Origin of the sequence: Mucilaginibacter sp. JRF (assembly GCF_015223065.1) — a bacterium.
GTDB lineage: Bacteria > Bacteroidota > Bacteroidia > Sphingobacteriales > Sphingobacteriaceae > Mucilaginibacter.
Genome location: NZ_JADFBY010000005.1, coordinates 238,240 through 259,494, shown reverse-complemented (window position 1 = coordinate 259,494; position 21,255 = coordinate 238,240). Strand labels below are relative to the sequence as shown.

At 43.4% G+C, this 21,255-nt stretch carries 16 protein-coding genes and 1 tRNA gene; 10 read left to right on the top strand and 7 right to left on the bottom strand.

The genetic code is table 11. The features are described from left to right. The 3 genes from IM792_RS14830 (at position 1) to IM792_RS14820 (ending at position 2,647) form a co-directional block, all read left to right on the top strand. Positions 1–1,089 carry a glycosyltransferase gene (locus tag IM792_RS14830; protein WP_347343818.1) on the top strand — a complete coding sequence of 363 codons (1,089 nt, stop codon included), beginning with the start codon at positions 1–3 and terminating at the stop codon, positions 1,087–1,089. Next, the gene (locus IM792_RS14825) at positions 1,068–1,730 is read left to right on the top strand and encodes a carotenoid biosynthesis protein (RefSeq protein ID WP_194102665.1); all 663 of its coding nucleotides are present in this window, start codon (positions 1,068–1,070) and stop codon (positions 1,728–1,730) included. The genes IM792_RS14830 and IM792_RS14825 overlap by 22 nt, the downstream gene beginning before the upstream one ends. A 65-nt stretch (positions 1,731–1,795) precedes the next feature. Then, a complete protein-coding gene (locus IM792_RS14820; RefSeq protein ID WP_194102664.1) occupies positions 1,796–2,647 on the top strand; it encodes a 4-hydroxy-3-methylbut-2-enyl diphosphate reductase in 852 nt (283 codons plus the stop codon). Between the two features lie 63 nt (positions 2,648–2,710). Here the strand turns inward: IM792_RS14820 and IM792_RS14815 are convergent, their stop codons facing one another. Both IM792_RS14815 and IM792_RS14810 read right to left on the bottom strand, forming a co-directional pair. Continuing rightward, positions 2,711–3,418, bottom strand: coding sequence for a carboxypeptidase-like regulatory domain-containing protein (locus tag IM792_RS14815; protein ID WP_194102663.1), 708 nt, complete (start codon positions 3,416–3,418; stop codon positions 2,711–2,713). A gap of 161 nt (positions 3,419–3,579) precedes the next feature. Then, positions 3,580–5,457, bottom strand: coding sequence for a VWA domain-containing protein (locus IM792_RS14810; protein WP_194102662.1), 1,878 nt, complete (start codon positions 5,455–5,457; stop codon positions 3,580–3,582). An 86-nt stretch (positions 5,458–5,543) separates the two neighbouring features. On the opposite strand from IM792_RS14810, the gene IM792_RS14805 reads away from it, so the two are divergent. From IM792_RS14805 to IM792_RS14795, 3 genes are read left to right on the top strand one after another with little or no spacing between them, the layout of a single operon-like run. Further along, complete coding sequence (locus IM792_RS14805; RefSeq protein WP_194102661.1) at positions 5,544–6,116, top strand: sigma-70 family RNA polymerase sigma factor; 573 nt, start codon at positions 5,544–5,546, stop codon at positions 6,114–6,116. Then, a complete protein-coding gene (locus tag IM792_RS21475; protein ID WP_194102660.1) occupies positions 6,109–7,305 on the top strand; it encodes a TonB family protein in 1,197 nt (398 codons plus the stop codon). The genes IM792_RS14805 and IM792_RS21475 overlap by 8 nt, the downstream gene beginning before the upstream one ends. Before the next feature lie 60 nt (positions 7,306–7,365). Next, on the top strand, positions 7,366–9,153 hold the full coding sequence (locus tag IM792_RS14795; RefSeq protein ID WP_194102659.1) for a DUF885 domain-containing protein: 1,788 nt from the start codon (positions 7,366–7,368) through the stop codon (positions 9,151–9,153). Positions 9,154–9,209: 56 nt separating this feature from the next. On the opposite strand, the gene IM792_RS14790 is transcribed toward IM792_RS14795, so the two are convergent. After that, entirely contained in the window at positions 9,210–10,121 is a 912-nt protein-coding gene (locus IM792_RS14790; protein ID WP_194102658.1) for a hypothetical protein, read from the bottom strand. Positions 10,122–10,360: 239 nt separating this feature from the next. On the opposite strand from IM792_RS14790, the gene IM792_RS14785 reads away from it, so the two are divergent. Next, a complete protein-coding gene (locus IM792_RS14785) occupies positions 10,361–11,920 on the top strand; it encodes a family 10 glycosylhydrolase (protein ID WP_194102657.1) in 1,560 nt (519 codons plus the stop codon). Here IM792_RS14785 and IM792_RS14780 read toward each other — a convergent pair. The 3 genes from IM792_RS14780 to IM792_RS14770 all read right to left on the bottom strand — a co-directional run bounded on the left by IM792_RS14780 (position 11,917) and on the right by IM792_RS14770 (position 14,897). Further along, positions 11,917–12,708 carry a DUF1835 domain-containing protein gene (locus tag IM792_RS14780; RefSeq protein WP_194102656.1) on the bottom strand — a complete coding sequence of 264 codons (792 nt, stop codon included), beginning with the start codon at positions 12,706–12,708 and terminating at the stop codon, positions 11,917–11,919. The genes IM792_RS14785 and IM792_RS14780 overlap by 4 nt on opposite strands. Positions 12,709–12,818: 110 nt before the next feature. Further along, positions 12,819–14,522, bottom strand: coding sequence for a TonB family protein (locus IM792_RS14775; RefSeq protein WP_194102655.1), 1,704 nt, complete (start codon positions 14,520–14,522; stop codon positions 12,819–12,821). A gap of 6 nt (positions 14,523–14,528) precedes the next feature. Continuing rightward, positions 14,529–14,897, bottom strand: coding sequence for a BlaI/MecI/CopY family transcriptional regulator (locus IM792_RS14770; protein ID WP_194102654.1), 369 nt, complete (start codon positions 14,895–14,897; stop codon positions 14,529–14,531). Between the two features lie 177 nt (positions 14,898–15,074). On the opposite strand from IM792_RS14770, the gene IM792_RS14765 reads away from it, so the two are divergent. Next, on the top strand, positions 15,075–16,475 hold the full coding sequence (locus IM792_RS14765) for an MBL fold metallo-hydrolase (protein WP_194102653.1): 1,401 nt from the start codon (positions 15,075–15,077) through the stop codon (positions 16,473–16,475). A gap of 65 nt (positions 16,476–16,540) precedes the next feature. Here IM792_RS14765 and IM792_RS14760 read toward each other — a convergent pair whose 3' ends face one another. After that, positions 16,541–18,277, bottom strand: coding sequence for a Dyp-type peroxidase domain-containing protein (locus tag IM792_RS14760; RefSeq protein WP_194102652.1), 1,737 nt, complete (start codon positions 18,275–18,277; stop codon positions 16,541–16,543). A 223-nt stretch (positions 18,278–18,500) separates the two neighbouring features. On the opposite strand from IM792_RS14760, the gene IM792_RS14755 reads away from it, so the two are divergent. Next, a tRNA-Ala gene (locus tag IM792_RS14755) sits at positions 18,501–18,574 on the top strand. A gap of 523 nt (positions 18,575–19,097) precedes the next feature. Then, positions 19,098–21,251, top strand: a complete 2,154-nt coding sequence (locus tag IM792_RS14750; RefSeq protein WP_194102651.1) for a hypothetical protein — start codon at positions 19,098–19,100, stop codon at positions 21,249–21,251. Positions 21,252–21,255 lie beyond the last annotated feature (4 nt).

Genomic DNA, 21,255 nt, shown 5'->3' with positions numbered 1-21,255 from the left:
GTGATCATTGCCATATCGGTAACCTTATTTTTTATTGTGCTGCGCTTTGTGGTTACGTTGTTCAACTTTATGTCGAACCCTAAGCTGCAACGTATAGCCAGGCCCTATAACGATATGGTATCCATACTGATACCCGCCCGTAACGAGCAGCAGAATATCGAAAAACTCCTCCGCTCCATTACCGAACAGGATTACAGCGATTACGAAGTGATAATACTGGATGATAATTCTACCGACGATACTTATTCCATCTGTACACGGTATGCCTCAGCGCATGCCAACATTAACGTAATAAAAGGCAATGCCCTGCCTGATGATTGGCTGGGTAAAAACTATGCCTGCCATCAATTAGCACAGCAAGCCAAAGGCAAATACCTGATGTTTGTTGATGCCGATGAAGAGATACAGCCCGGACTGATCAATAGCGCCGTACACCGCATGCACTTGCGGCAAGTGGCCTTGCTTAGCTTGTTCACTAATCAGCGCATGCTCACGTTAGGCGAAAAATTAGTGGTACCGCTGATGCACTTTTTGTTACTAAACCTGCTGCCTGTACGCTTGATTTATCTAACCAAAAACTACACCGTAGCGGCAGCAAGCGGGCAGTTCATGTTTTTTGATGCCGAGGCCTACCACAAAAACCAATGGCACCAGCAGGTGCGCAATAAGGTGGTTGAAGATGTAGAGATCATGAAATTGGTAAAAGCCGCCCGCTATCGCGGAGAGAGCTTGCTGGCCAACGGACTTATACATTGCCGCATGTACACCGGCTTTAACGAAGCTATACATGGGTTCAGCAAAAACTTTCTGGCTATATTTAATTACAGCGTGCCGGGCTTTTTGGTATATATTACCTTGTTGATAGGCGGCCCCTTGCTGGTAATTACCACACTTAATTTACCGTTGATAGTTTTAATGGTGGGCTTAATTATACTTACCCGTATCATGATATCATTAGCTGCCGGGCAAAATGCTGTGCTTAACGTGGTGTTGCATCCGTTGCAAATGGCCAGTATGCTGCTTATCGCGTTTTTTTCGGTGCAACAATATCTTACCAAAAACACGGTATGGAAAGGCCGCCGGGTATGAAGGCCATACTAAAGCAACCCGAAGTACTTATCGCCATTATTATACTGTTTCATGTGGTAGGCTATGTAGGTTTCGCGCTGCCTGCCTTAAGCGATTTATTTGAGGATATTGTACCCTTTCACCTGCTGCTGATGCTGGGTATACTGATATTCAGTCATGATAAGGTTGATAACCGTTTTTGGAGTTTTTACCTCATTATTTACTTTGCCGGGTACTTGGTGGAATGGGTAGGTGTGCATACCGCCAGCTTGTTCGGGTATTATGCATACGGTAGTACGCTGGGGGTAAAGGTGCTCAACATACCGCTGATGATAGGTGTTAACTGGTTTTTGCTGGTGTATTCAACCGGGGTACTTATGCAACGCTCGGGCCTTAAAAACCGGCTGCTGCGCATGGTATACGGTGCATTATTGATGATGGTGCTTGATATACTGATAGAACCCGTAGCCATAAAATTCAACTACTGGCACTGGCGTTTTGAGCATATACCTGTTTACAATTATGTATGCTGGTTTTTTGTGAGCCTGTTTATGTTGTATGTGTTTGAGAGCTTCCGTTTTAAAAGGCAAAGCTGGGTAGGGCCCGCGCTGCTGATAACACAACTGATATTTTTCGCGGCGCTTAATATTTATCCGCTGTAGCGGGCAAACTACAGGGCGTTATACATCGTTATTTATATTATAATTTAGCGTAAATTTGTATCATCATGGGTGAGTATAATTTAAAGGTTACCATTGACCAGGATTCGGGTTTTTGCTTCGGGGTAGTTTTTGCCATTGATATGGCCGAAGAAATACTGGAGGAGGACGGTTACCTGTACTGCCTTGGCGATATTGTACATAACGATGAGGAAGTAGCCCGCCTTAAGGCCAAAGGCCTGCGTATTATTGACCACTCGCAACTACACGATCTGCATAACGAGAAGGTACTGATCCGCGCGCATGGCGAAGCTCCTGAAACCTACAAAACCGCCCTCGAAAATAACATCACCCTGATAGATGCCTCATGCCCGGTAGTGCTTAAATTGCAGAACCGCATTAAAACATCGCACGATAATAACGAGCAGATACTCATTTTCGGCAAGCATGGCCATGCCGAGGTAGTGGGTCTGCAAGGGCAAACCAATAACGAGGCGCTGGTATTTCAGGATATTGCCGAACTGGATAATGCCGAACTGCCCGAACGCTTTACCCTGTACAGCCAAACCACCAAAAGCACCGATAAATTTTACGCCATTAAGGAGGAACTGCTTAACCGTGGTTACGAGGTAAAGGCTAATGATACTATTTGTCGCCAGGTATCAAACCGCGATAAGGATCTGCCTGATTTTGCTGTTAAGTTTGATAAGGTGGTATTTGTATCGGGCAAAAAATCATCAAACGGCAAGGTATTATTCGAGGTTTGTAAAATGCATAATCCTAATACTTATTTCATCTCGTCCGTAGAAGAACTGGACAAGGCATTCTTTGCACCCGGCGACACGGTGGGCATTGCCGGGGCTACATCAACCCCTATGTGGCTGATGCAGGATGTTAAGAACGCCCTTGAGGCTTTTTAATTCTCGCCCCAAGGGTTCTTGTCTATAAGGTTTAGGTAATATACTTTTAATATTGACTATTACTCATTGCCCAAAATCACTCGGCAATTTTTCTGAAGCTTTTATAGTTCGTGCATTTTGAAGTAGTCTGGCCCGGTTGGCTTTCCATTTCTTTACTTCGTCGGGTGTGCCGGGTAATTCTTCAAAATAAAAGCTCCCATGCCATGAGCCATGCGTTTCGGCAAGGTAACTCTTGGTCAGCAATATTCTCACCATATAGCCCAGTGCGCGGTTCTCCATCAAAATAAAATCATCAGATGATGCTATTACCGCTCCATCCTCTTTGTTATAACCTAAATTCAGTACTTCACTATTCAGTATCCTGCATTTACGCCCATACGATGATGTGCCGATAAACCGCTTTACAAACAACTTATAATTCCGCGCCCAATCTTTAGGTATACTTATGTTAACTTCTTTCAAATTAGTGATGCGCGGTTTCAGGCTGATGTTTATGGAGGTAATGTTTGTACCTACCGTAACATCCTGACTGTGCTCCTCAAAACCAACCATAGTTACTATCAGCTGATATTTGCCCGGCTTCACATCCTTAAGTGTAAAAACACCATCATTATTAGTGCTGGTACCGTATGATGTTTCTGTTAAAAACACGCTGGCCCTGGGCAAAGCCACCCCGGTTTCGGCATGGGTAATTTTGCCGGTAACCGTGCCGCTTTGGGCAAAAACCAACAAGGGCGCAATAAGGATCAGGATGATAAGTGATAACCGCATAACACTAAGATGCTGAATATCAACGATAGTTTAAGCCTGTTGATTGTTGTTTTAAATAAAGCGCTCCTTGCACCTGGCAACACCGTAAGCATCGCCGGGGCTAAGAGCACTCCGAAGCTTTTTATCTGCACTCCGGGCATTTATCAGGTTTAGGTAAGGTACTATTTAGCGTCGGCCACCTGCTCCTCTTTGGCTAACAGGCGCGCGCTTTCGGCCAGTTTTATAAACTCAGCACGGTATCCCTCATCATCATTCCCTTTACCGGCACGCGCGGTTTTTATGGCATGCGCATAGCTGGCCTGTTGCTTATAAGGCGAGTCGCGCAGCAGCATACCAAACTCGGCCACGGCGCTGGCAAACTTCATATCAACACTGGTTTTGGCAAAATCAACAGGTACATCGTTCACCACAGCCTGGCTTAAGGCGCTTTTACCAGAGTTGGGTTGTTTGTATCTGAACTTAATGGTCAGCATTTCGCCGCTGCCAGTATTTATCATCCCTTTTGGCGCAGCCGGTTTCTGATATTTCAATGGGTCGACAGAGCCGGAGTAATCATCCTTTACCCCAACAGGTACTATCTCATACAAAGCCGTAACCGTATGGCCGCTGCCCATATCGCCAGCATCCTTTTTATCGTTGTTAAAATCCTCTTTATTGAGCATACGGTTTTCATAACCTATTAAACGGTAGGCCTGCACCTTGGCGGGGTTAAATTCCAGTTGCAGCTTTACATCCTTAGCAACGGTAAATAATGTGCCGCCAAATTCGCTCACCAGGGTTTTGCGGGCTTCGGTAATATTATCAATGTAAGCATAGTTGCCATTGCCTTTGTCGGCCAGGGTTTCCATTTTGCTGTCCTTATAGTTACCCATGCCATAACCTAATACGGATAAGAACACCCCACCCTCGCGCTGTTTGGCAATCAGCTTTTCCATATCATCATCGCTTGATGCGCCTACGTTAAAATCGCCATCGGTAGCTAAGATCACACGGTTATTGCCATCCTTCATTAAGTTTTCGTGTGCTACCTTGTAGGCCAGTTTTATACCCTCGCCACCGGCGGTTGAACCGCCTGCTTCCAAATTATCAATGGCGTTGTTAATGGTGGCCTTTTTATCGCCCGCGGTAGGTTGCAATACAATGCCTGCCGCACCGGCATATACCACTATGGATACCTTATCCTTAGCTCGCAGCTGGTTCACCAGCATTTTCATGGACGATTTTACCAGCGGCAACTTATTCTCAGCACTCATTGAACCCGATACATCGATCAGGAAAACCAGATTCGACGCCGGCAGATTTTCTGTAGGTATGGTGCGCGCCTTTAGCCCTATGCGCAGCAGGCGGTGGTTGGTATTCCACGGAGCTGAGGTAAGCTCGGTATGTATGGCCACCGGATCGTTATTGGTTGGGCAGGGCAGGTTGTAACTAAAATAGTTGATCATCTCCTCAATGCGCACCGCATCGGCCGGAGGAATCTGTCCGCCATTAATAAAACGGCGCACGTTGCTGTACGATGCCGCGTCAACATCAACAGAGAAGGTTGACAATGGATTGTTCGAGGCTACATGAAAACCATTTTCGGTTATGCCTTTGTAGCTTTCGGTGTTAATGTGATCATAAGCTTTATTATCATAATAACCCACAGTGTTGGGGGCCGACGCCCTAACTGTAGACACTGAACCAGTTATGGATACCCTTTTCTGTGCCCCATAGCCAACAACTACAACCTCGCTTAACACATTTGATGATGCTTCCAGTTTTACATTGATAACGGTTTTCTTTCCTATCCTGATAGTTTGCGTTTTGTAACCTACAAATGAGAATACGAGCCTTTTCGATGTATCCGACAAATTAATAGTATAATGCCCCTGAGCATTTGTTTGCGTTCTTACCCGCGTGCCCTCTACAGTTACACTCACACCAGGTAATGCAGACTTTTCATCATTTACTGTTCCGCTGATGGTGCGGGTTTTGTTAACCTGGCTGTAGCCTGTAAGCCCGATTAACATTAATGCGATAAATACGATATGTTTCATGATCTGTTTGGTTTTTATACCTGCATGATGCAGCGGAATACATATTTCCATAAGCCATTTAAAAAATTTATTTTGCAGCACCATAAATGAACCTCTTTAGCCGAACTATACATACTGATGAAGCAGATGATGATATTTTGCTTGAGCGCTACCGCAACGGTGGCGACTTGCAGGTATTAGGGCGTTTGTTCGAAAAATATGTTCAGCTGGTTTATGGCGTGTGCCTTAAATATCTGCCCGGTGAAGATGATGCCAAGGATGCCGTAATGGGCATTTTTGAGGAACTGGTTGATAAGGTAAAGGCGCACGAGGTAAAGCAGTTTAGGGGATGGCTGTATGTATTAGCGCGTAACTATTGCCTGATGCAGTTACGCAGCCATAAAAAGATGCCCACAACCGCTATTGATGATAACGTTATGGAATTTACCGCCGATGTGCATCCTGATACTAAATACAATGAGGAGTACATGGCCGTTTTAGAGAGATGTATGGGCAAGCTGCCTGCGGGGCAACGCCAAAGTGTCGATCTGTTTTACTTGCAGCAAAAGTGCTACAAAGAAATTGCCGACGATACAGGTTTAACCCTTAACGAGGTAAAAAGCCATATACAAAACGGAAAACGTAATCTTAAAACTTGCATAGAGAAGAACCGTGAGTAAGCCTACCGACATAGCGAAGCAAATTGAGAAGTACCTGAACGGGGAGCTTGATGCCCGCGCCATGCACCAGCTGGAGCGCGAGGCACAGAACGACCCATTCCTGATGGATGCTTTGGAGGGCTATGGCAAAGCAGGCGGCAACCAGCAGGTTAATCTTGATGACATTACCGGGCGCTTGCAGCAACGTACCGCCATAGGCAAGGTAAGGAGCATGCTGATGTGGCGGTTAACCGCGGCGGCATCAGTTATTGTTGTATTGGGCGCAATTGGTTTATGGTTTTATACTGATAAACCAAAACTTAACGAGAACGAATTAGCTAAACAGGTTGAGATCGTGAAACCATCCGGGGTTGTAGGTAGCTCGGCAACTCCCGAAAAAAAGGACAGCGCATTACAAGAAACAGCGAAGATGGATACATTTTCGCCGTCGCCATACATGGCATCAGCAAAAAAACCAAAGGCCAAACTCCGTAAAAAGAAATACCGGCCTGCTACCGAATTGGCTTTTGATCCTAATTCAGTACCAATTGATACGGCTATCAGAAAAGGCGCTTCTCTTGATGAGATAATTGTGATGGGGTATGCTACACAAAAACGCGAAACTGTAACAGGCTCGGTGGCAACAATAACGAGTGATATTATTAAGCGAAAAACAATTATCGGCAAAGTAACCGACGATCTTAAACAACCATTGCCTGGTGTAGATGTAAAAGTAAAAGATAAAAACATTGGCACACAAACAGATGCTAACGGAAACTTTACACTAACAGTACCCGAAAAATCTACGGTGAATTTTGGCTACGTTGGCTTTGAAAGCAAAGATGTTAAAGTTAAGGATCAGGATTCATTGATGATTGCCATGATCCCTAACCAAAACGCGTTGAATGAAGTGGTAGTGGTAACTAAAAGCAAAATAATAAAAGGAGCCCACCCTGCTAATGGCTGGGATGAATTCAATCAATACCTGAAAGAAAATGCCATATCGCCCGATGGTAAAGAGGGTACTGTAAAGCTCTCTTTTATTGTTGACGAAGATGGCTCATTAACCGATTTTGAGATAACCAAAAGCCTGAGCGACGAAACCGACCAGCAAGCTATTGCCCTGATCAAAGATGGCCCAAAATGGGTGTCTGATGTTAGCGAGAAGCCTAAAAAGATAAAACTGAGCATAAAGTTCAAGGCCGAATAATGTTTCCCTCTTTCTCCGTTGTTTTTTGTTAGCTTTATATTTAGCTAACCTCCTGAAACAATGAAAAAAACCTTACTGCTCATGTGCCTCGCAGGGGCACTGGCCGCCTGTAACCAATCGAGCAAAAAAAGTTCCGAATCATCAAGCGACAAGAACGAGAAGCTTGCCAAAATTTTCGACAATTACTACGAGGCCTATTTAAAACTCGACCCTATTTCGGCCACCTATATTGGCGATAACCGCTATAATGCCGAGCTGCCTAATTACATTGCTGATGATTACATAAAGGCATCCGAAAGTTTTTACAAAGCCTACCTCGACAGTGTAAAAACCTTTAACCGCGAGGAATTGAGCGATAACGACAAGCTATCGTACGATATTTTTATTTACGAGGCCCAAACCTCGCTGGATGGGTTTAAGCATCACCTGGAGTATTTACCCTTTAACCAAATGTTCGCCCTGCCGCTAACTATGGGTCAGTTTGGCTCGGGCGGGGCAGCGCAACCCTTTAAAACCGTTAAGGATTATACCGATTGGCTGAAAAGGCTCACCGCTTTTTCGGCCTGGGCCGATACGGCCATCGCCAACTTTAACAAGGGCGTTAAAACCGGCGTAGTACTACCCAAGGCGCTGGTGGTAAAAATGATACCGCAAATGGAAAGCTTCGTGGTAACATCACCCGAAAAAAGCCTTTTTTATGAGCCGATAAAAAACCTGCCGAAAGATATTGCCAAGGCCGATGCCGATAAACTCACCGCCGACTACAAGAAAACCATTATGGAGGTGGCCGTGCCCACCTACAAAAAACTGGCGCTCTATCTAAAAAATGATTATTTGCCGCATACACGCAGCACGTCGGGCTTATCATCAGTAACAGATGGGGCGGCCAAATACGCATACCTGGTTAAGCAGCAAACATCAACCAATAAAACGCCCGAAGAAATTTACCAGACCGGCCTTAGCGAAGTAGCCCGTATTAAAGGGCAAATGGACAGCATTAAAACGTTGGTTGGCTTTAAGGGCGATATGCAGGCGTTTTTTGAGTACATGAAAACCGACAAAAAGTTCATGCCCTACAAAACACCGAAGGATGTGCTCAACGCTTTCGAGAACATTCATCAGCGCATGAAACCGAACCTGAAAAAGATGTTCAGCCATGAGCCTAAAATACCTTTCGTGATTAAGCAAACCGAGGCTTTCAGGGCGGCATCGGCGAGCGCAGAGTATAATCCGGGGTCGGCAGATGGCAAGCGCCCGGGCATATTTTATGTACCTATACTGGATGCCAAAACATTCAACGTAACATCGGGCATGGAGTCGCTGTTTTTGCACGAGGCCATACCGGGTCACCATTACCAGATCTCGCTTACCTTCGAGAATAATGATCTGCCTAAGTTCCGCCGCTTTTTGGTGTTTGAAAATGCTTATGTAGAGGGTTGGGCGCTGTATTGCGAATCGTTAGGCAAGGAACTGGGTTTGTATACCGACCCATATCAGCACATGGGTGCCCTGGGCGATGAAATGCACCGCGCCATCAGACTGGTGGTTGACGTGGCCATACATACCAAAGGCATGACCCGCGAACAAGCCATTAAATACATGATGGATAATGAGGCCATCAGCGAACAAGGCGCCACTGCCGAAATTGAGCGCTACATGGGCATACCCGCGCAGGCTTTAGGTTACAAAACCGGCGCGCTTAAAATACGCGAACTGCGCACCAAATACGAAAAGCAACTGGGCAGCAAATTCAACCTGGCCGAATACCATAACCAGGTACTTAAGGATGGCGCCATGCCACTCAGCGTGTTCGAAACCAAGATGGATGCCTGGGCAGCCAAGCAATAAAAACAGAAAAGCCACCCGTTGGGTGGCTTTCTTATTTCATATAAAACTTATTTATATTATTTCAGGGTGATGCTTGATTTACCCATGCTGAAACCATCCGAATAAAGCATTATTGTGTAAGTGCCTTTTTGGAAGGTGGTAGGGTTAAACCAATCAATAGTGTAAGCGCTGCCGTCATCTCTAAAGTCGATAGCGGTTTTGTAGCTGTATTGCATCTCCTGGTCGTCGGCGGTAAAGTTTCCGGTTTCTGCCGAGGTGATCAGGTTGCCTGTTGGATCAATTACACGCACATAAACATCGTGCAGGGCCTTGGCGGCAACACCGTTAGGCACCAGCGTAAAGTTGATCTTGAATTTTTTAGCTGTTTTTGCCTTGGTAACGTCTGATTCCTTTCCATTGTCCTTAACCTTGTAAGCCACAATTTCGGTAGCTGATAGTTTTAGGGCGGCAGCCTGCTGTACCTTGGTGCTCAGCTCCTGGTTTTGTTTTTCAAGCGTTGTTGCTTTTTCGGTAGCGACAGCCAGGTTTGATTTCAGGGTATCGCGCTCAGTTAACAGCGATGAGTTTTGCTTTTTAAGCTCCTCAATATCGGCAGTGTATTTGGTTACAAAGTAGCGTAGTTGTTTTACATCCTCACGGGCCTTGGCCAGCTCCTCTTTTGATAGTGTACCTTTGGCCAGCTCGCCACGTAATACCTTTATTTTATTTTGCAGCGAATCGTTCTTGGCTTGCAGTTCGGCCGACATTTTGGTTTTCGCGCTGTTTACCAACTCAATTTGGTTCTCAAGGCTATCCAACTCGGTTTGCAGGCGCGATTTTTCGTCGTTAACAACAACTACACGCTCCTCCGTTTTGTTTTTTTGCAGGTACAGGTAAACATCAGTACCCAGAAGGGCGATCACCACAATGATCAAAAAATAAATTACGTTCGAATTCTTTTTTACTGGTTTTTCAGAAAGGTTCTCCATAAATAGTTAGTTTAAACACCCGGCACAATTGATGCACGCGGGCTATGGCATGTTATTATTACTTAGTGCTTTAAGTTAATAATACCGTTTAAAAAATACCCTTTTTAAGGGGTGTGCTTCCCCGCTAAAATAAGTACAATAAGCATAAAACACAAAATACTGCGATTTATTATATGTAATAATAAAAGTACATACTCACAGTTTATATCTTTGCAGATTAATTGATAAACCCTTTGTTGATGCGTATCTACACTGTTGCTGTATTGTATATATTTTTAGTGCTGTCGTGTTTAAGTGTATATGCACAGCCCGCCCAGGAGCTTGAATTAACCGACACCTATAAACCCGACCCAAAACGCGAGTTTAGAGGGGTATGGATAGCCACCGTGGTAAATATTGACTGGCCGAGCAGCTCACGCACCTTGCCTGATAAGCAACGGTCAGAACTACTGGCCCTGCTTGACCAGCACCAGCAAACCGGTATAAACGCGGTTATGCTACAGATACGCCCCGCAGCCGACGCGCTTTATGCCAAGAGCTTTGAGCCGTGGTCAAAATACCTTACCGGCCAGCAGGGTAAAGCGCCATCACCATCTTATGATCCGTTGGAGTTTGCCGTTACCGAAGCCCATAAACGCGGCATGGAACTACATGCCTGGTTTAACCCCTACCGTGCCACGTTTGATAAAAATGCGAACGCTATAGCCAGCGACCATATTACCCGCCTTAAACCAGAATGGTTCTTCACCTACGGAGGTATCAAACTGTTTAATCCCGGTATACCCGAGGTGCGCGAATACATTGTGCGTGTTATATTGAATGTGGTTGATAATTACGATGTGGATGGTATTCACCTTGATGATTATTTTTACCCTTACCCTATTGCCGGGCAGCGCATAAACGATCAGGAAGCATTTGAAAAATACGGCACCGGCTTTACTGATATTAAGGATTGGCGCCGCAACAATGTGGATGTGCTGATAAAAATGCTGAGCGATAGCATACACGCCCACAAGCCCGCCATGAAATTTGGTATCAGTCCGTTTGGTATATGGGCCAATAAGTATCAAAACCCTGATGGCTCTGAAACCAACGGAGGTTCATCATACTATGACCAATATGCCGATAGCCGCCGCTGGATACGCGAGGGCTGGCTGGATTACATTAATCCGCAGCTATACTGGCCTATAGGCAACCGCTCGGCAGCGTTTGATAAGCTTGCCGACTGGTGGAGCAACAACACCAACAACCATCACCTGTATATAGGGCAGGCACCATACCGATTGCTGGAGCGCAAAACGGCCGCATTCCGCAACCCTGCCGAGTTGCCTAACCAGATCACCTACCTGCGTAACAACCCAAGGGTGCAGGGCAGTGTTTACTTTAGCTCGAATTCTCTGATAAGTAATCCGCTGGGTATAGCCGACTCGTTACGTACTACTTATTACCGCCACCCGGCATTACCACCGGCCATGCTTTGGCTGGATTCGGTTGCGCCTAATGTGCCGAGAGATCTGATGGTGAAGGAAACCGCCAAAGGCGTACGCTTAACCTGGCAGGAGCCTGTTACTGCCAAAGATAATGAGCCTGTTTACGGTTACGTGATCTACCGTTTTGAGGAAGGCGAGCGCACCGATATTAACGACCCCAAGAATATCCTCCGCATACAATATAATACCGACCTATTTTACGATGATAACACCGCCATAAAGGGTAAGCATTACTTGTACATACTTACCGCTATAGACAGGATCAAGAACGAAAGCGACCGCACACCGGCCATAGCAGTAAGCAATTAAAGGCTGATCAGTCCTTTTTGTTGCAGGGTGTTGAGGTATTGGTCGATAGTGGTATCGCCAAAACCATAAATACCGTTATCGGCCCAAAAGGCTGTATAAATATCGGTCTTGCAGGTTTTGCCGCTGTTGTAAATATTTAGTAATTGCTGCTCAATGTAATTTAAGTCCTGCTCATTGGTTTGCAGGCGTTTTAAATGCGCCTCTAAAGCGGGCTTAAGCAACGGCAGGTTGGCCCAAAAAGGTGTGCTGTTTATAAAGGCTTCAATTTTTGTTATATCGGCGGTGCAATAGGCAGCCCAGGCCTCGGCAGCAAGGGTAAGGTCGTAATCGCTTAACTGTACGCGGATGCTGTCGTACAAATAATCAAGCTCGCTGCCATTTAATTCACCCAATCCCCTAAAGTCAGGCTTGCCGGGGTATTCGGCCGGGCATACCAGGTAAATGTCAGGCTCGTTCAAATTGCTTTGCAAGCGCAACAGGTTGAGCACACCCAACAGGTTAACCTGACAATGCAGATCGAACTCAAACCACAGAGTAATTTGCTTGTAAGGGCAGCTGAGTTTGCCTATCTCATCAACCACTTTGGTTTGATAATCACCGGCATGTTCCTCAAAGGTATCGCTTATCCATTTAGTGCGCAGTTCCCAAAACGCGGCCGAGGATATATCCTCCACCAGCGGCCCTTCTGATAACATTTCGCGCCAAACCAATACATCGCCATCAAGGCCGGTTTGGTTAAAGCCATGCAGCATGGCATCGCCGTTGAGTATGTGTACTTGCTGTTCCATAGGTTGTTACACAAAGCTACCAAATACGCGGCAACTAAAAAGCCACCCATTGGTAAAATAGGTGGCTTTTTGATGTGAAGGTAGGTTTAGTGCGAACTATTAACTGACTCTTATTTTGTAGTAACCATGACTTTTCCATAACCCGTTTCATCCGGTTTTTTGCTGGAATCTTTAATCACGTCAATGCTTTTTATACTATTCGGATTAAGATCTTTCATCTCTTTTTCAGTCATCTCTTTACCGTTTAAATAATACTTTACATTTTTAAGGTCAGACTTACGACCTCTGATCGTGAAGCCTTTGCCTGCTTTGGCGGTATCTTTTGCGGCAAAGCCTACTATAGTGACATCACTTACTGTACCTTTTATATTCTCGGCTTTAAATAATGAGGTCGCAGGTTTATCATCATCGCCATTGCCGGGGATAAGTGTGCCTTGTTTTTCGCTTTCCTTAACAGCGTTATCAGCCGGTGTGTGCATAAAAGCTATTGGTACAGTGTATTGAACCCTTACCGGATGTCCATTTTGCTTTCCTGGTGTCCACTTAGGTGAAGCTTTTAATACCCTAACAGCTTCGGCGTTCATCGCTTTCGATAATCCACGTAATACGTGAATGTCGTTTAATGCACCATCTGTTTCAACAATGAATTGAACAAATACCTTACCAGATATTTTGTTCATAACATCTTCGTTGGGGTACTTGATGTTTGTTTTAAGGTATTCCGAAAAGCCTTTTATTCCTCCCGGAAATTCAGGCTGGTGCTCAACCTGGGTAAATACCTCTTTGCCTTGCGGTACAGTGTCAAGCTCTATCTCCAAAGGTTTAGCCTGTGCTTTAAAGTCCTGCTTTGGATCAATTTTTATGCTTTCAACCTTTGGTTCAGGTTTTTTTATCTCAGGCTCATCAATGGTGATGTACTCCCTCGGTACCACTTCTGTTACCGATTTTTCAAGAACATTCTCTGCGGTTTTATTAATGGCCTTTACCGTTTTGTTATCATTTATTGTGGCTGACGACATAACCAGCATCAGCACAAATAACGGGGCCGATAGGCCATATTTTAGCAGCTTAACACGCTGCGATCTGTTTTTTTGCAACATCATAATTCGTTGTTTTAATAAGCTGTGGTTAAAAAATGGATTAACTAAACTGTGCACAGGGGCATTAAAGGTTTGGTTAAGTAACAGCATGGCATAACCGGCCTTATCGGCACCGGCATCAATCACCTGCCTGTCGGCAATAAACTCGTGGGTATGCTTAACGGCTTTGCGGTACAGGTAAACTACAGGGTTAAACCAGTTAATGATGCTGATGAGCTCTATCAGCATAACATCGGCCGAGTGCCATTGGCGGGCGTGCACGTGCTCGTGGGCCGATACCACCTCATGTTCGGACAGTTCGCCGCTTACCTGCACTTTTTTAAAGAAGGAATAAGCACCGGCTGTGTGCTTGCTGATCAGCCTTTGCAAGCTGGCCAGCTGCCAGGTAAACCTGATGGCGAAAGCCAGTAAACCTGCCAGGTAGGCATAACCTATGGCTGTACCAATGCTCATAATGTCTGTTTCGTTATTACCTGTGTATTGCAGGGCAATAACCGGGGCGTTATATATAACCTGCTTTACCTGTTGGGTAATAAAAAGGTTTTGTACCCAGTCGGCTTGTATTAACGGTAACAGGAACGATATTGCCGCAGATGTTACGAGGAACACGCGGTTAAGCTGAAAAAATGTTTCTTTACGAAGCAACAAGGCGTAAAACCCATAAAACAATCCCAAATACAGGTTCGCCAGTATTAAATATTGCCACCAGTTCATAACGGTTTATTCTTTTAGTTTTTCAATAAGTTTCATTATCTCGTCGGCCTCCTTAAGGTTTATCTTTTCCTTTTTTACAAAGAACGACAGCATGCTGTTAACCGAGTTGTTAAAGTATCCGCTCAAAAGCTTGTCCGACGCAAAATCCTGGTACTGTTCCTTGCTGATCACCGGGTTATACTCGTGGCTTTTACCATAGGCGGTATGCCCAACAAAGCCCTTGGTTTCCAAAATCCTGATAATGGTTGATACGGTGTTATAAGCAGGTTTCGGCTCAGGCAGCAATTCAATTACATCCTTCACATATCCCTTTTTTAATTGCCATAATACCTGCATTATCTGTTCTTCGGCTCTTGTTAATTCTTTAATTTCCATATCTTTCTGTTACTTATACCTGATAAATGGCTGATGCATCCAAACCATCTATATCCTTTACAAAACTAAGGTATTAGTTGTTTTTCATATTTGCAACTAAATTTTTAGTTATTTTTATTATTAAACCTTTTTCCTGTTTCTCTCGTTGTTAATGCCACATCTATTTATATAACAACAATGCACATTGTATTTCATGGCGCTGCCCGTAACGTAACCGGCAGCAAACACTATATCGAACTTAATGATGGTACATCGGTACTGTTAGATTGTGGCATGTTTCAGGGTTTGGGCGAGCATACCGATGATATGAACGAGCATTTTGGCTTTAACCCCCAAAAGCTGGATTACATGATACTCTCGCACGCGCACATTGATCATTGCGGCTTAATACCCCGGCTGGTAGCCGAGGGTTTCAGTGGCCCCATATTTTGTACACCGCCAACCATGAATCTTGCCCGCATACTGCTGATGGATTCGGCACGGATACAAATGCAGGATGCCGAATACAGCAACCGCCAGCGAAAACGTAAAGGACAAAAACCCATAGAATCGTTATATACCGAGGAGGATGCCATGGCCGGCATGCGCCAGTTTAAGGTGGTGGAGTATAACGAGGAGTACGAAATAACGCCCCGCATAAAATTTACCCTTACCGATGCCGGCCACGTAGTAGGCAGCGCCGCCATACATTTAACCATTATTGAGGAGGGCAAGGAAACCCGCATAACCTTTAGCGGTGATGTTGGCCGTTATGGCGACCTGCTGCTTAAAAGTCCGCAAACTTTTCCGCAGGCTGATTATATTTTACTGGAATCAACCTATGGCGATTCGCTGCATAAGGATATCGGCCCTATTGAGGATGCCCTGCTCGAAGTGATACGCAATACCTGCGAGCGTAAAAAGGGCAAGGTGATCATACCGGCATTTAGCGTAGGCCGTACGCAGGAGTTGCTGTATGCCCTGAATTCGTTAGAATTGCGAGGCGTATTGCCCGATGTGCCTTATTATGTGGATAGTCCGTTATCGTTACAAGCTACACAGGTGTTAAAGGATCACCCTGAAGTATATAACCAAAACGTGAAGGAGGTAATGAAGGTGGATGCCGATCCGTTCGCATTTAAGGGGTTGCGCTTTATTGAGTCGACCGAAGAATCTATCGCCCTGAATACCGATCCGCGACCTTGTGTTATCATATCATCATCAGGCATGGCCGAGGCAGGCAGGGTAAAACATCATATTAAAAACAGCATCAACAACCAAAAGAATACCATATTGATAGTAGGCTATTGCGAGCCTAACTCGTTAGGTGGCCACCTGATGCGCGGCGAACATGAGGTATACATATTTGGCGAACGTTACCCGGTGAATGCAGATGTAGAGGTGATCAAATCAATGAGTGCCCACGGCGACTACGAGGATCTGCTACACTTCGTTTCCTGCCAGGAACCAGCGCAGGTAAAAAAACTTTTCCTGGTACACGGCGAGTACGATGTACAGCAAATATTTGCCGCCAAGCTTAACGAAAAGGGATTTAAGGATGTAGAAATACCGTATCAGCACAGTAGGGTGAATTTGTAATATCAAAAAACTCAAGCATTCGGGCTTTTATCATCTTAATTGATTCGATTTCGATTCAACTTTACTTATTGAACAATCGCAATCGAATCAATTTTGTCGACTAATTCAGTTCCTGAAAAAATTTCAATACTTTGATATTGACCTGTATCCTCCAAACCTTCGATATATTCAACCTTTTGTGGGTTTTTTGCCGGGACGAAATCCAACTCGATCAACTCTAATAATAAGATAGTCGGGTTAATGCCTTGAGGTATCCTTTTGTGTAATTTGGCTTGATTAGTATTCTGTGTGTCGGCAATGCCAATTACATGCAAAGTACCGCCGGGAGTAGGTTGTATAGGCTGAAGATTTATGAAAGCCTCACCATCTGTAAAAATAATTGTGCTCATAGGGTTTGATTGATTTTGAAAACTGTTTTTATTACTTAGTGTTTTGAAGGTCTTTAAAAAGCTGATACTCGGAGTAAAAAAGTATTCACCGCCTTTCATGAGTACGAATTGCCCGAATTTAAACTTGTTAGGATTAAGTGTTTGGCCATCTCCGGTTGGCCATGTTTTTGGATTTTCGATGCATTGCCCTATAGTATCATCTATGCCTGTATCCGGAGAAAGGAATCCATCATTATCAACCCAGCTGTTTTGTATAAAATCGAACTGGTCTACAATATTACTTTGATAGCACATAAACAATAAACCTTTGCCATCTTCTTCAGTGTATGGGATGCCCCTGCGGGCTATTCGTCTTTGTTTCTCCGCCTCCAACGGAACACCGAATTGTCTGGTAGTATCACCTCTTGGGTTAGATTTTCTGATGTGCGAATGAAATGGACATTTAGCGCCGGCCATATCACCCGCATAGTCAAAATTATTTTCTATAGGTATGGTTCCCTGCGATATGGTATGTGTTAAAACAGGTGTGCCATCCTGAAATCTTCCCACAGCATACGCCCCTACCAGATCCGGAGGTAAGTTTAGATTTTGAGCAAGCTGAACAACTGCCTTATTCCAGCCCGGAACATCCTGCTCGAGCTTTCTAAAAACCAGATAACTTCCATAGCTATGAGTGCCGGATAGATCATCTACAGGAAAATCACCTTCTCCGGTTATACCTCCATTAAAAGCCCTGCCATTCGGGTCTTTAGTGAGTGCTAAATTTAATGAAGCAAAAGGATTCCATAAATTTACAGGTCCTTCCTTGATCAAATCATCTTCAAAAAACCGCGGCTGGCTTCTTCCGTCCGCAAATCCAAAATGTTCTTTTTCATTTTCCAATGCCTGGCCGTCTTCTTCTGCTACAATAATGGCTACAGGCGCTAAACCCATTTTAATGTTGGTGTAAAATGCAGTTAATGATTTGGGATCATTATGTGCAAGTATCAGCAGCGCATGGATGCCAGTATTGTATTTTGTTTCCCAGTCACTTTTGGGGGGATCGCACTTAATTGTTCCACTCCCCATTCCACCTTTAAAGCTTTCATCTTCCGGCTGTTTGTCGATCTCCAAAAAATCATATCCCATTTTAGTAAGCGAGAAGGAACAAAAGTTTAATTCAACCACGACCCGTTCGTGTTTATTGGCTTCGTGATCTTTTAATTGATCAACCATCGGGATTATAATTGGTTCTAACTGATTCCCTATCCAATCCTTTACAGCATCAACACTTCCGGAAAATTCCAGAAACAAAAGTTTAACATGGGGCTTTGCATGAGATTTTAGGATGTTGCCTTGCAGGTCAGCCATAAGCTTTTGAATTGCAGGATCAGTAGAAATTTTCGGTATAGGAACTGTATTGTCTATAATCATGATTGCAAGTTTTTATGGATGGTAAGGAGTTGTAAAATTTGAAAACTTCCTTAATGCAATCAATAGCTAATGGTAGCCATTTCTTTAATAGAAAGGCTTTTAAAAATTATTCTTCAATCTTAATGAAAACACGTGAAATGACTTGTTTTTTAAATTTTCAAATCATTAATTATTTTTTTTTCATTTGTTACGGCTGAACTACTATATTTGCAGCCCACAGAATGGGGGATTAGCTCAGCTGGCTAGAGCGCTTGCATGGCATGCAAGAGGTCATCGGTTCGACTCCGATATTCTCCACTGATTATCAAGCATTTACGTATCGTAAATGCTTTTTTTATGCTTTATCGGGCCGTTTTTGAACTGAGTTCGAAAATGGTTTTTTCTCAAGTCCGCGTCATTCTCTCTATTAAAAACCGCTCTTAAAACCCTTAAATTCAATTTTTCGCAATTTTTTCTTCTAAAAGCGCATGCAAGAGGTCAGATAATACTTCAGATGATATTTTAAGAAATATTGACGATTTGAGAGTATTGATAAAACAGGGATAAAACGGGTTGTCTATAAATCTATTTGATTGTTTGTTAGTCGAATTTTGTAAGCGCATAATAGCTTTAAATGGATTGAAAGACTTGTGATTTTTGATTTATGGTTTGAGCCCCCCTCTGTGTCCAAAACAAAGAATAGTTATGGACGTGATCAAATGCTCTCTTTTAATGGACTCAAAGCATATTTTTAGGATCGTGACACAATTAAATTTCCGCAACGGAAATCTTTAAATTGTCTGAATAATCTACTTCCTTTTATCTTAACTTTAAAATTAAGATGTCATTAAATACGGAGGAAAAATCAAGATTAATAAACGAAATAAATGAGCGGGTAGCTAAGCTAGAAGAGAAGATACGAAAGTATGGCTCTTTCACAATCATAGCTAATGCCATTTACAAGTTCTTTACGGTCGCCTCGCATGAGATTCAGTACAAAGAATTCAAGGTGAGCGCGCTTTTACCGGAATATTTATCGTTGATCTGTTTAAAATTCCCTTTCGCTTATGGTATCAATGAATTGCGGGCTGCACATGATTTACCTGGTGATCTACAAATCATCGAAGATCTTTGTCAGGAGATTATAGGCTTATTTACTTTCCTCCACAATTCGGAATACAAACCTTTTAATGACGATGGCTCCATTTCTGATATGGATTATATTGCAATGGCCATCTCAAATGAAGAACTCCATGTCCGTAATGAAACATTTGAAGAGTTTCACTGGGAACGACTGGAAACATTATACGCACCTTATGCACAATATTTCAAAGATAAATTGGGTTTTAATGCGGACGAAGCTATCCGGCTTTGCTTGACTATACAGGACTACTTATCTGAAAAATCAACAGAAGCTTTAATTGGTCGAAAAGACCATGTTAAGGAAATGCTTGCGGAAATCAAAGCCTTTAAATATCGAAATATACCGACAAAAAATTTTTATCCTCCGGAATGGCTCGAATATTATAAACGAATCCCCGACGAGCAGATCTCAATGGAAATCCGAATGTCGATGGCACTTTCTTTTATCTCCAGATTAGGTCATGATCTTTCATTTACAGCGGCAGAGATTGCCGAAATGGAAGGAATGGATATGGACACGGTAACAAAATTTTTGGAACAATTTAGTTTAAATTTTGGTGAAGTAGAGACCGACTTCAGCGTGCCGACTATTTTCCATCCGCTAAAAGACAAGCCACTCATTCAGCATGAGGGCCGATACATTTGCCCATCCATTTTTTTAATGGATTATGCATTAGATCGCTTGTTCGCGAAGACGCTTTATGGAAACTCAAAAAAGAAAGAAAGTTATGCTAAAAGGCGTCATGATTATCTCCTAGAAATAGCAATGGGTTACTTGGTCAATGTTCTTAAACCAATTCATCATTATACAAATTTGACTTACCCGGGGGGCGAGATGGACGGTATAATCTTCGTGGACAACAATGTATTTTTTGTAGAAGCCAAAGCACATCAAATAAATGACAGAGCTAAAAAAGGGTATTTTGACCGTATACAAGGTCATTTAGAGGAATTAGTGAAAGAATCCCACGCTCAGGCAATTCGGAGTTACAAGTATCTGAAGGGAAACACGAATGCCGAGTTTGTAGATAAAAGCAATAAGACGGTTATTTTAGATGGTAGTCGTTTTAAAAAAGCATATTTTATTTCTTTGTCATTAGAGGGTATCAAAGCCATTTCCACCAGTTTGAAAGTCGGGAACACGTTAGGGCTGTTCAGTCCCGATACTTTTCCATGGATTGTCAGTCTTTACGATTTGAAAGCTGTTTGCGAACACATGGAAGGACCAGCATTTCTAATTCATTACATCCATCGGCGGAGAGAATTTTTTAAAATGAAGACCTATTTGGTAGATGATGAACTTGACTTGCTGGCGTTCTATTTAAAACAGAATTTGCGATTTGATGATATTGATGTAGAATTAAAAGGCAGGAAGGGTTATTACAAACTTGAATCGTATCATGAAAAATTCAACAAATATTATGACGGCAAGCAAGGGTTACTGAAAAAAACGATTCCCCAAATGAAGCATTTTGCCATTGCTCAAATTAAAACACTTGTTAAATCTTTGGAAGAAGCAGGAATTGAAAATAGTATAGATACTGCTGTATTAATTCTTGAATTAGGTGTGAGTACTCAAAAAATATTACTGCAGCACATCGAAAAGATCAAAAAAAGATTCCGTGAGGATGGTGACAACCATGATTTTAGAATTGTCGGTGACGACGTTGTTGACGATAATACCTTTATGCTTGCTTATTGGGTGGGCCACGATTCTCCTGATTTCTTTCAATTTTTTTATCAAAATATTGCGAACCAATACGCAAAAGAAACGGTAGATGAGTTTTTCGCTGTATTAGATACAGGAAAAAACGCATACAAATTTGTTAAGGTTCATTACTTGACTAAATGACTTT

Coding starts and splice junctions, on each gene's coding strand:
- IM792_RS14825 (WP_194102665.1), top strand. CDS start 1,068: ATGGAAAGGCCGCCGGGTATGAAGGCCATACTAAAGCAACCCGAAGTA.
- IM792_RS14820 (WP_194102664.1), top strand. CDS start 1,796: ATGGGTGAGTATAATTTAAAGGTTACCATTGACCAGGATTCGGGTTTT.
- IM792_RS14815 (WP_194102663.1), bottom strand. CDS start 3,418: ATGCGGTTATCACTTATCATCCTGATCCTTATTGCGCCCTTGTTGGTT.
- IM792_RS14810 (WP_194102662.1), bottom strand. CDS start 5,457: ATGAAACATATCGTATTTATCGCATTAATGTTAATCGGGCTTACAGGC.
- IM792_RS14805 (WP_194102661.1), top strand. CDS start 5,544: ATGAACCTCTTTAGCCGAACTATACATACTGATGAAGCAGATGATGAT.
- IM792_RS14795 (WP_194102659.1), top strand. CDS start 7,366: ATGAAAAAAACCTTACTGCTCATGTGCCTCGCAGGGGCACTGGCCGCC.
- IM792_RS14790 (WP_194102658.1), bottom strand. CDS start 10,121: ATGGAGAACCTTTCTGAAAAACCAGTAAAAAAGAATTCGAACGTAATT.
- IM792_RS14785 (WP_194102657.1), top strand. CDS start 10,361: ATGCGTATCTACACTGTTGCTGTATTGTATATATTTTTAGTGCTGTCG.
- IM792_RS14780 (WP_194102656.1), bottom strand. CDS start 12,708: ATGGAACAGCAAGTACACATACTCAACGGCGATGCCATGCTGCATGGC.
- IM792_RS14775 (WP_194102655.1), bottom strand. CDS start 14,522: ATGAACTGGTGGCAATATTTAATACTGGCGAACCTGTATTTGGGATTG.
- IM792_RS14770 (WP_194102654.1), bottom strand. CDS start 14,897: ATGGAAATTAAAGAATTAACAAGAGCCGAAGAACAGATAATGCAGGTA.
- IM792_RS14765 (WP_194102653.1), top strand. CDS start 15,075: ATGCACATTGTATTTCATGGCGCTGCCCGTAACGTAACCGGCAGCAAA.
- IM792_RS14760 (WP_194102652.1), bottom strand. CDS start 18,277: ATGATTATAGACAATACAGTTCCTATACCGAAAATTTCTACTGATCCT.
- IM792_RS14750 (WP_194102651.1), top strand. CDS start 19,098: ATGTCATTAAATACGGAGGAAAAATCAAGATTAATAAACGAAATAAAT.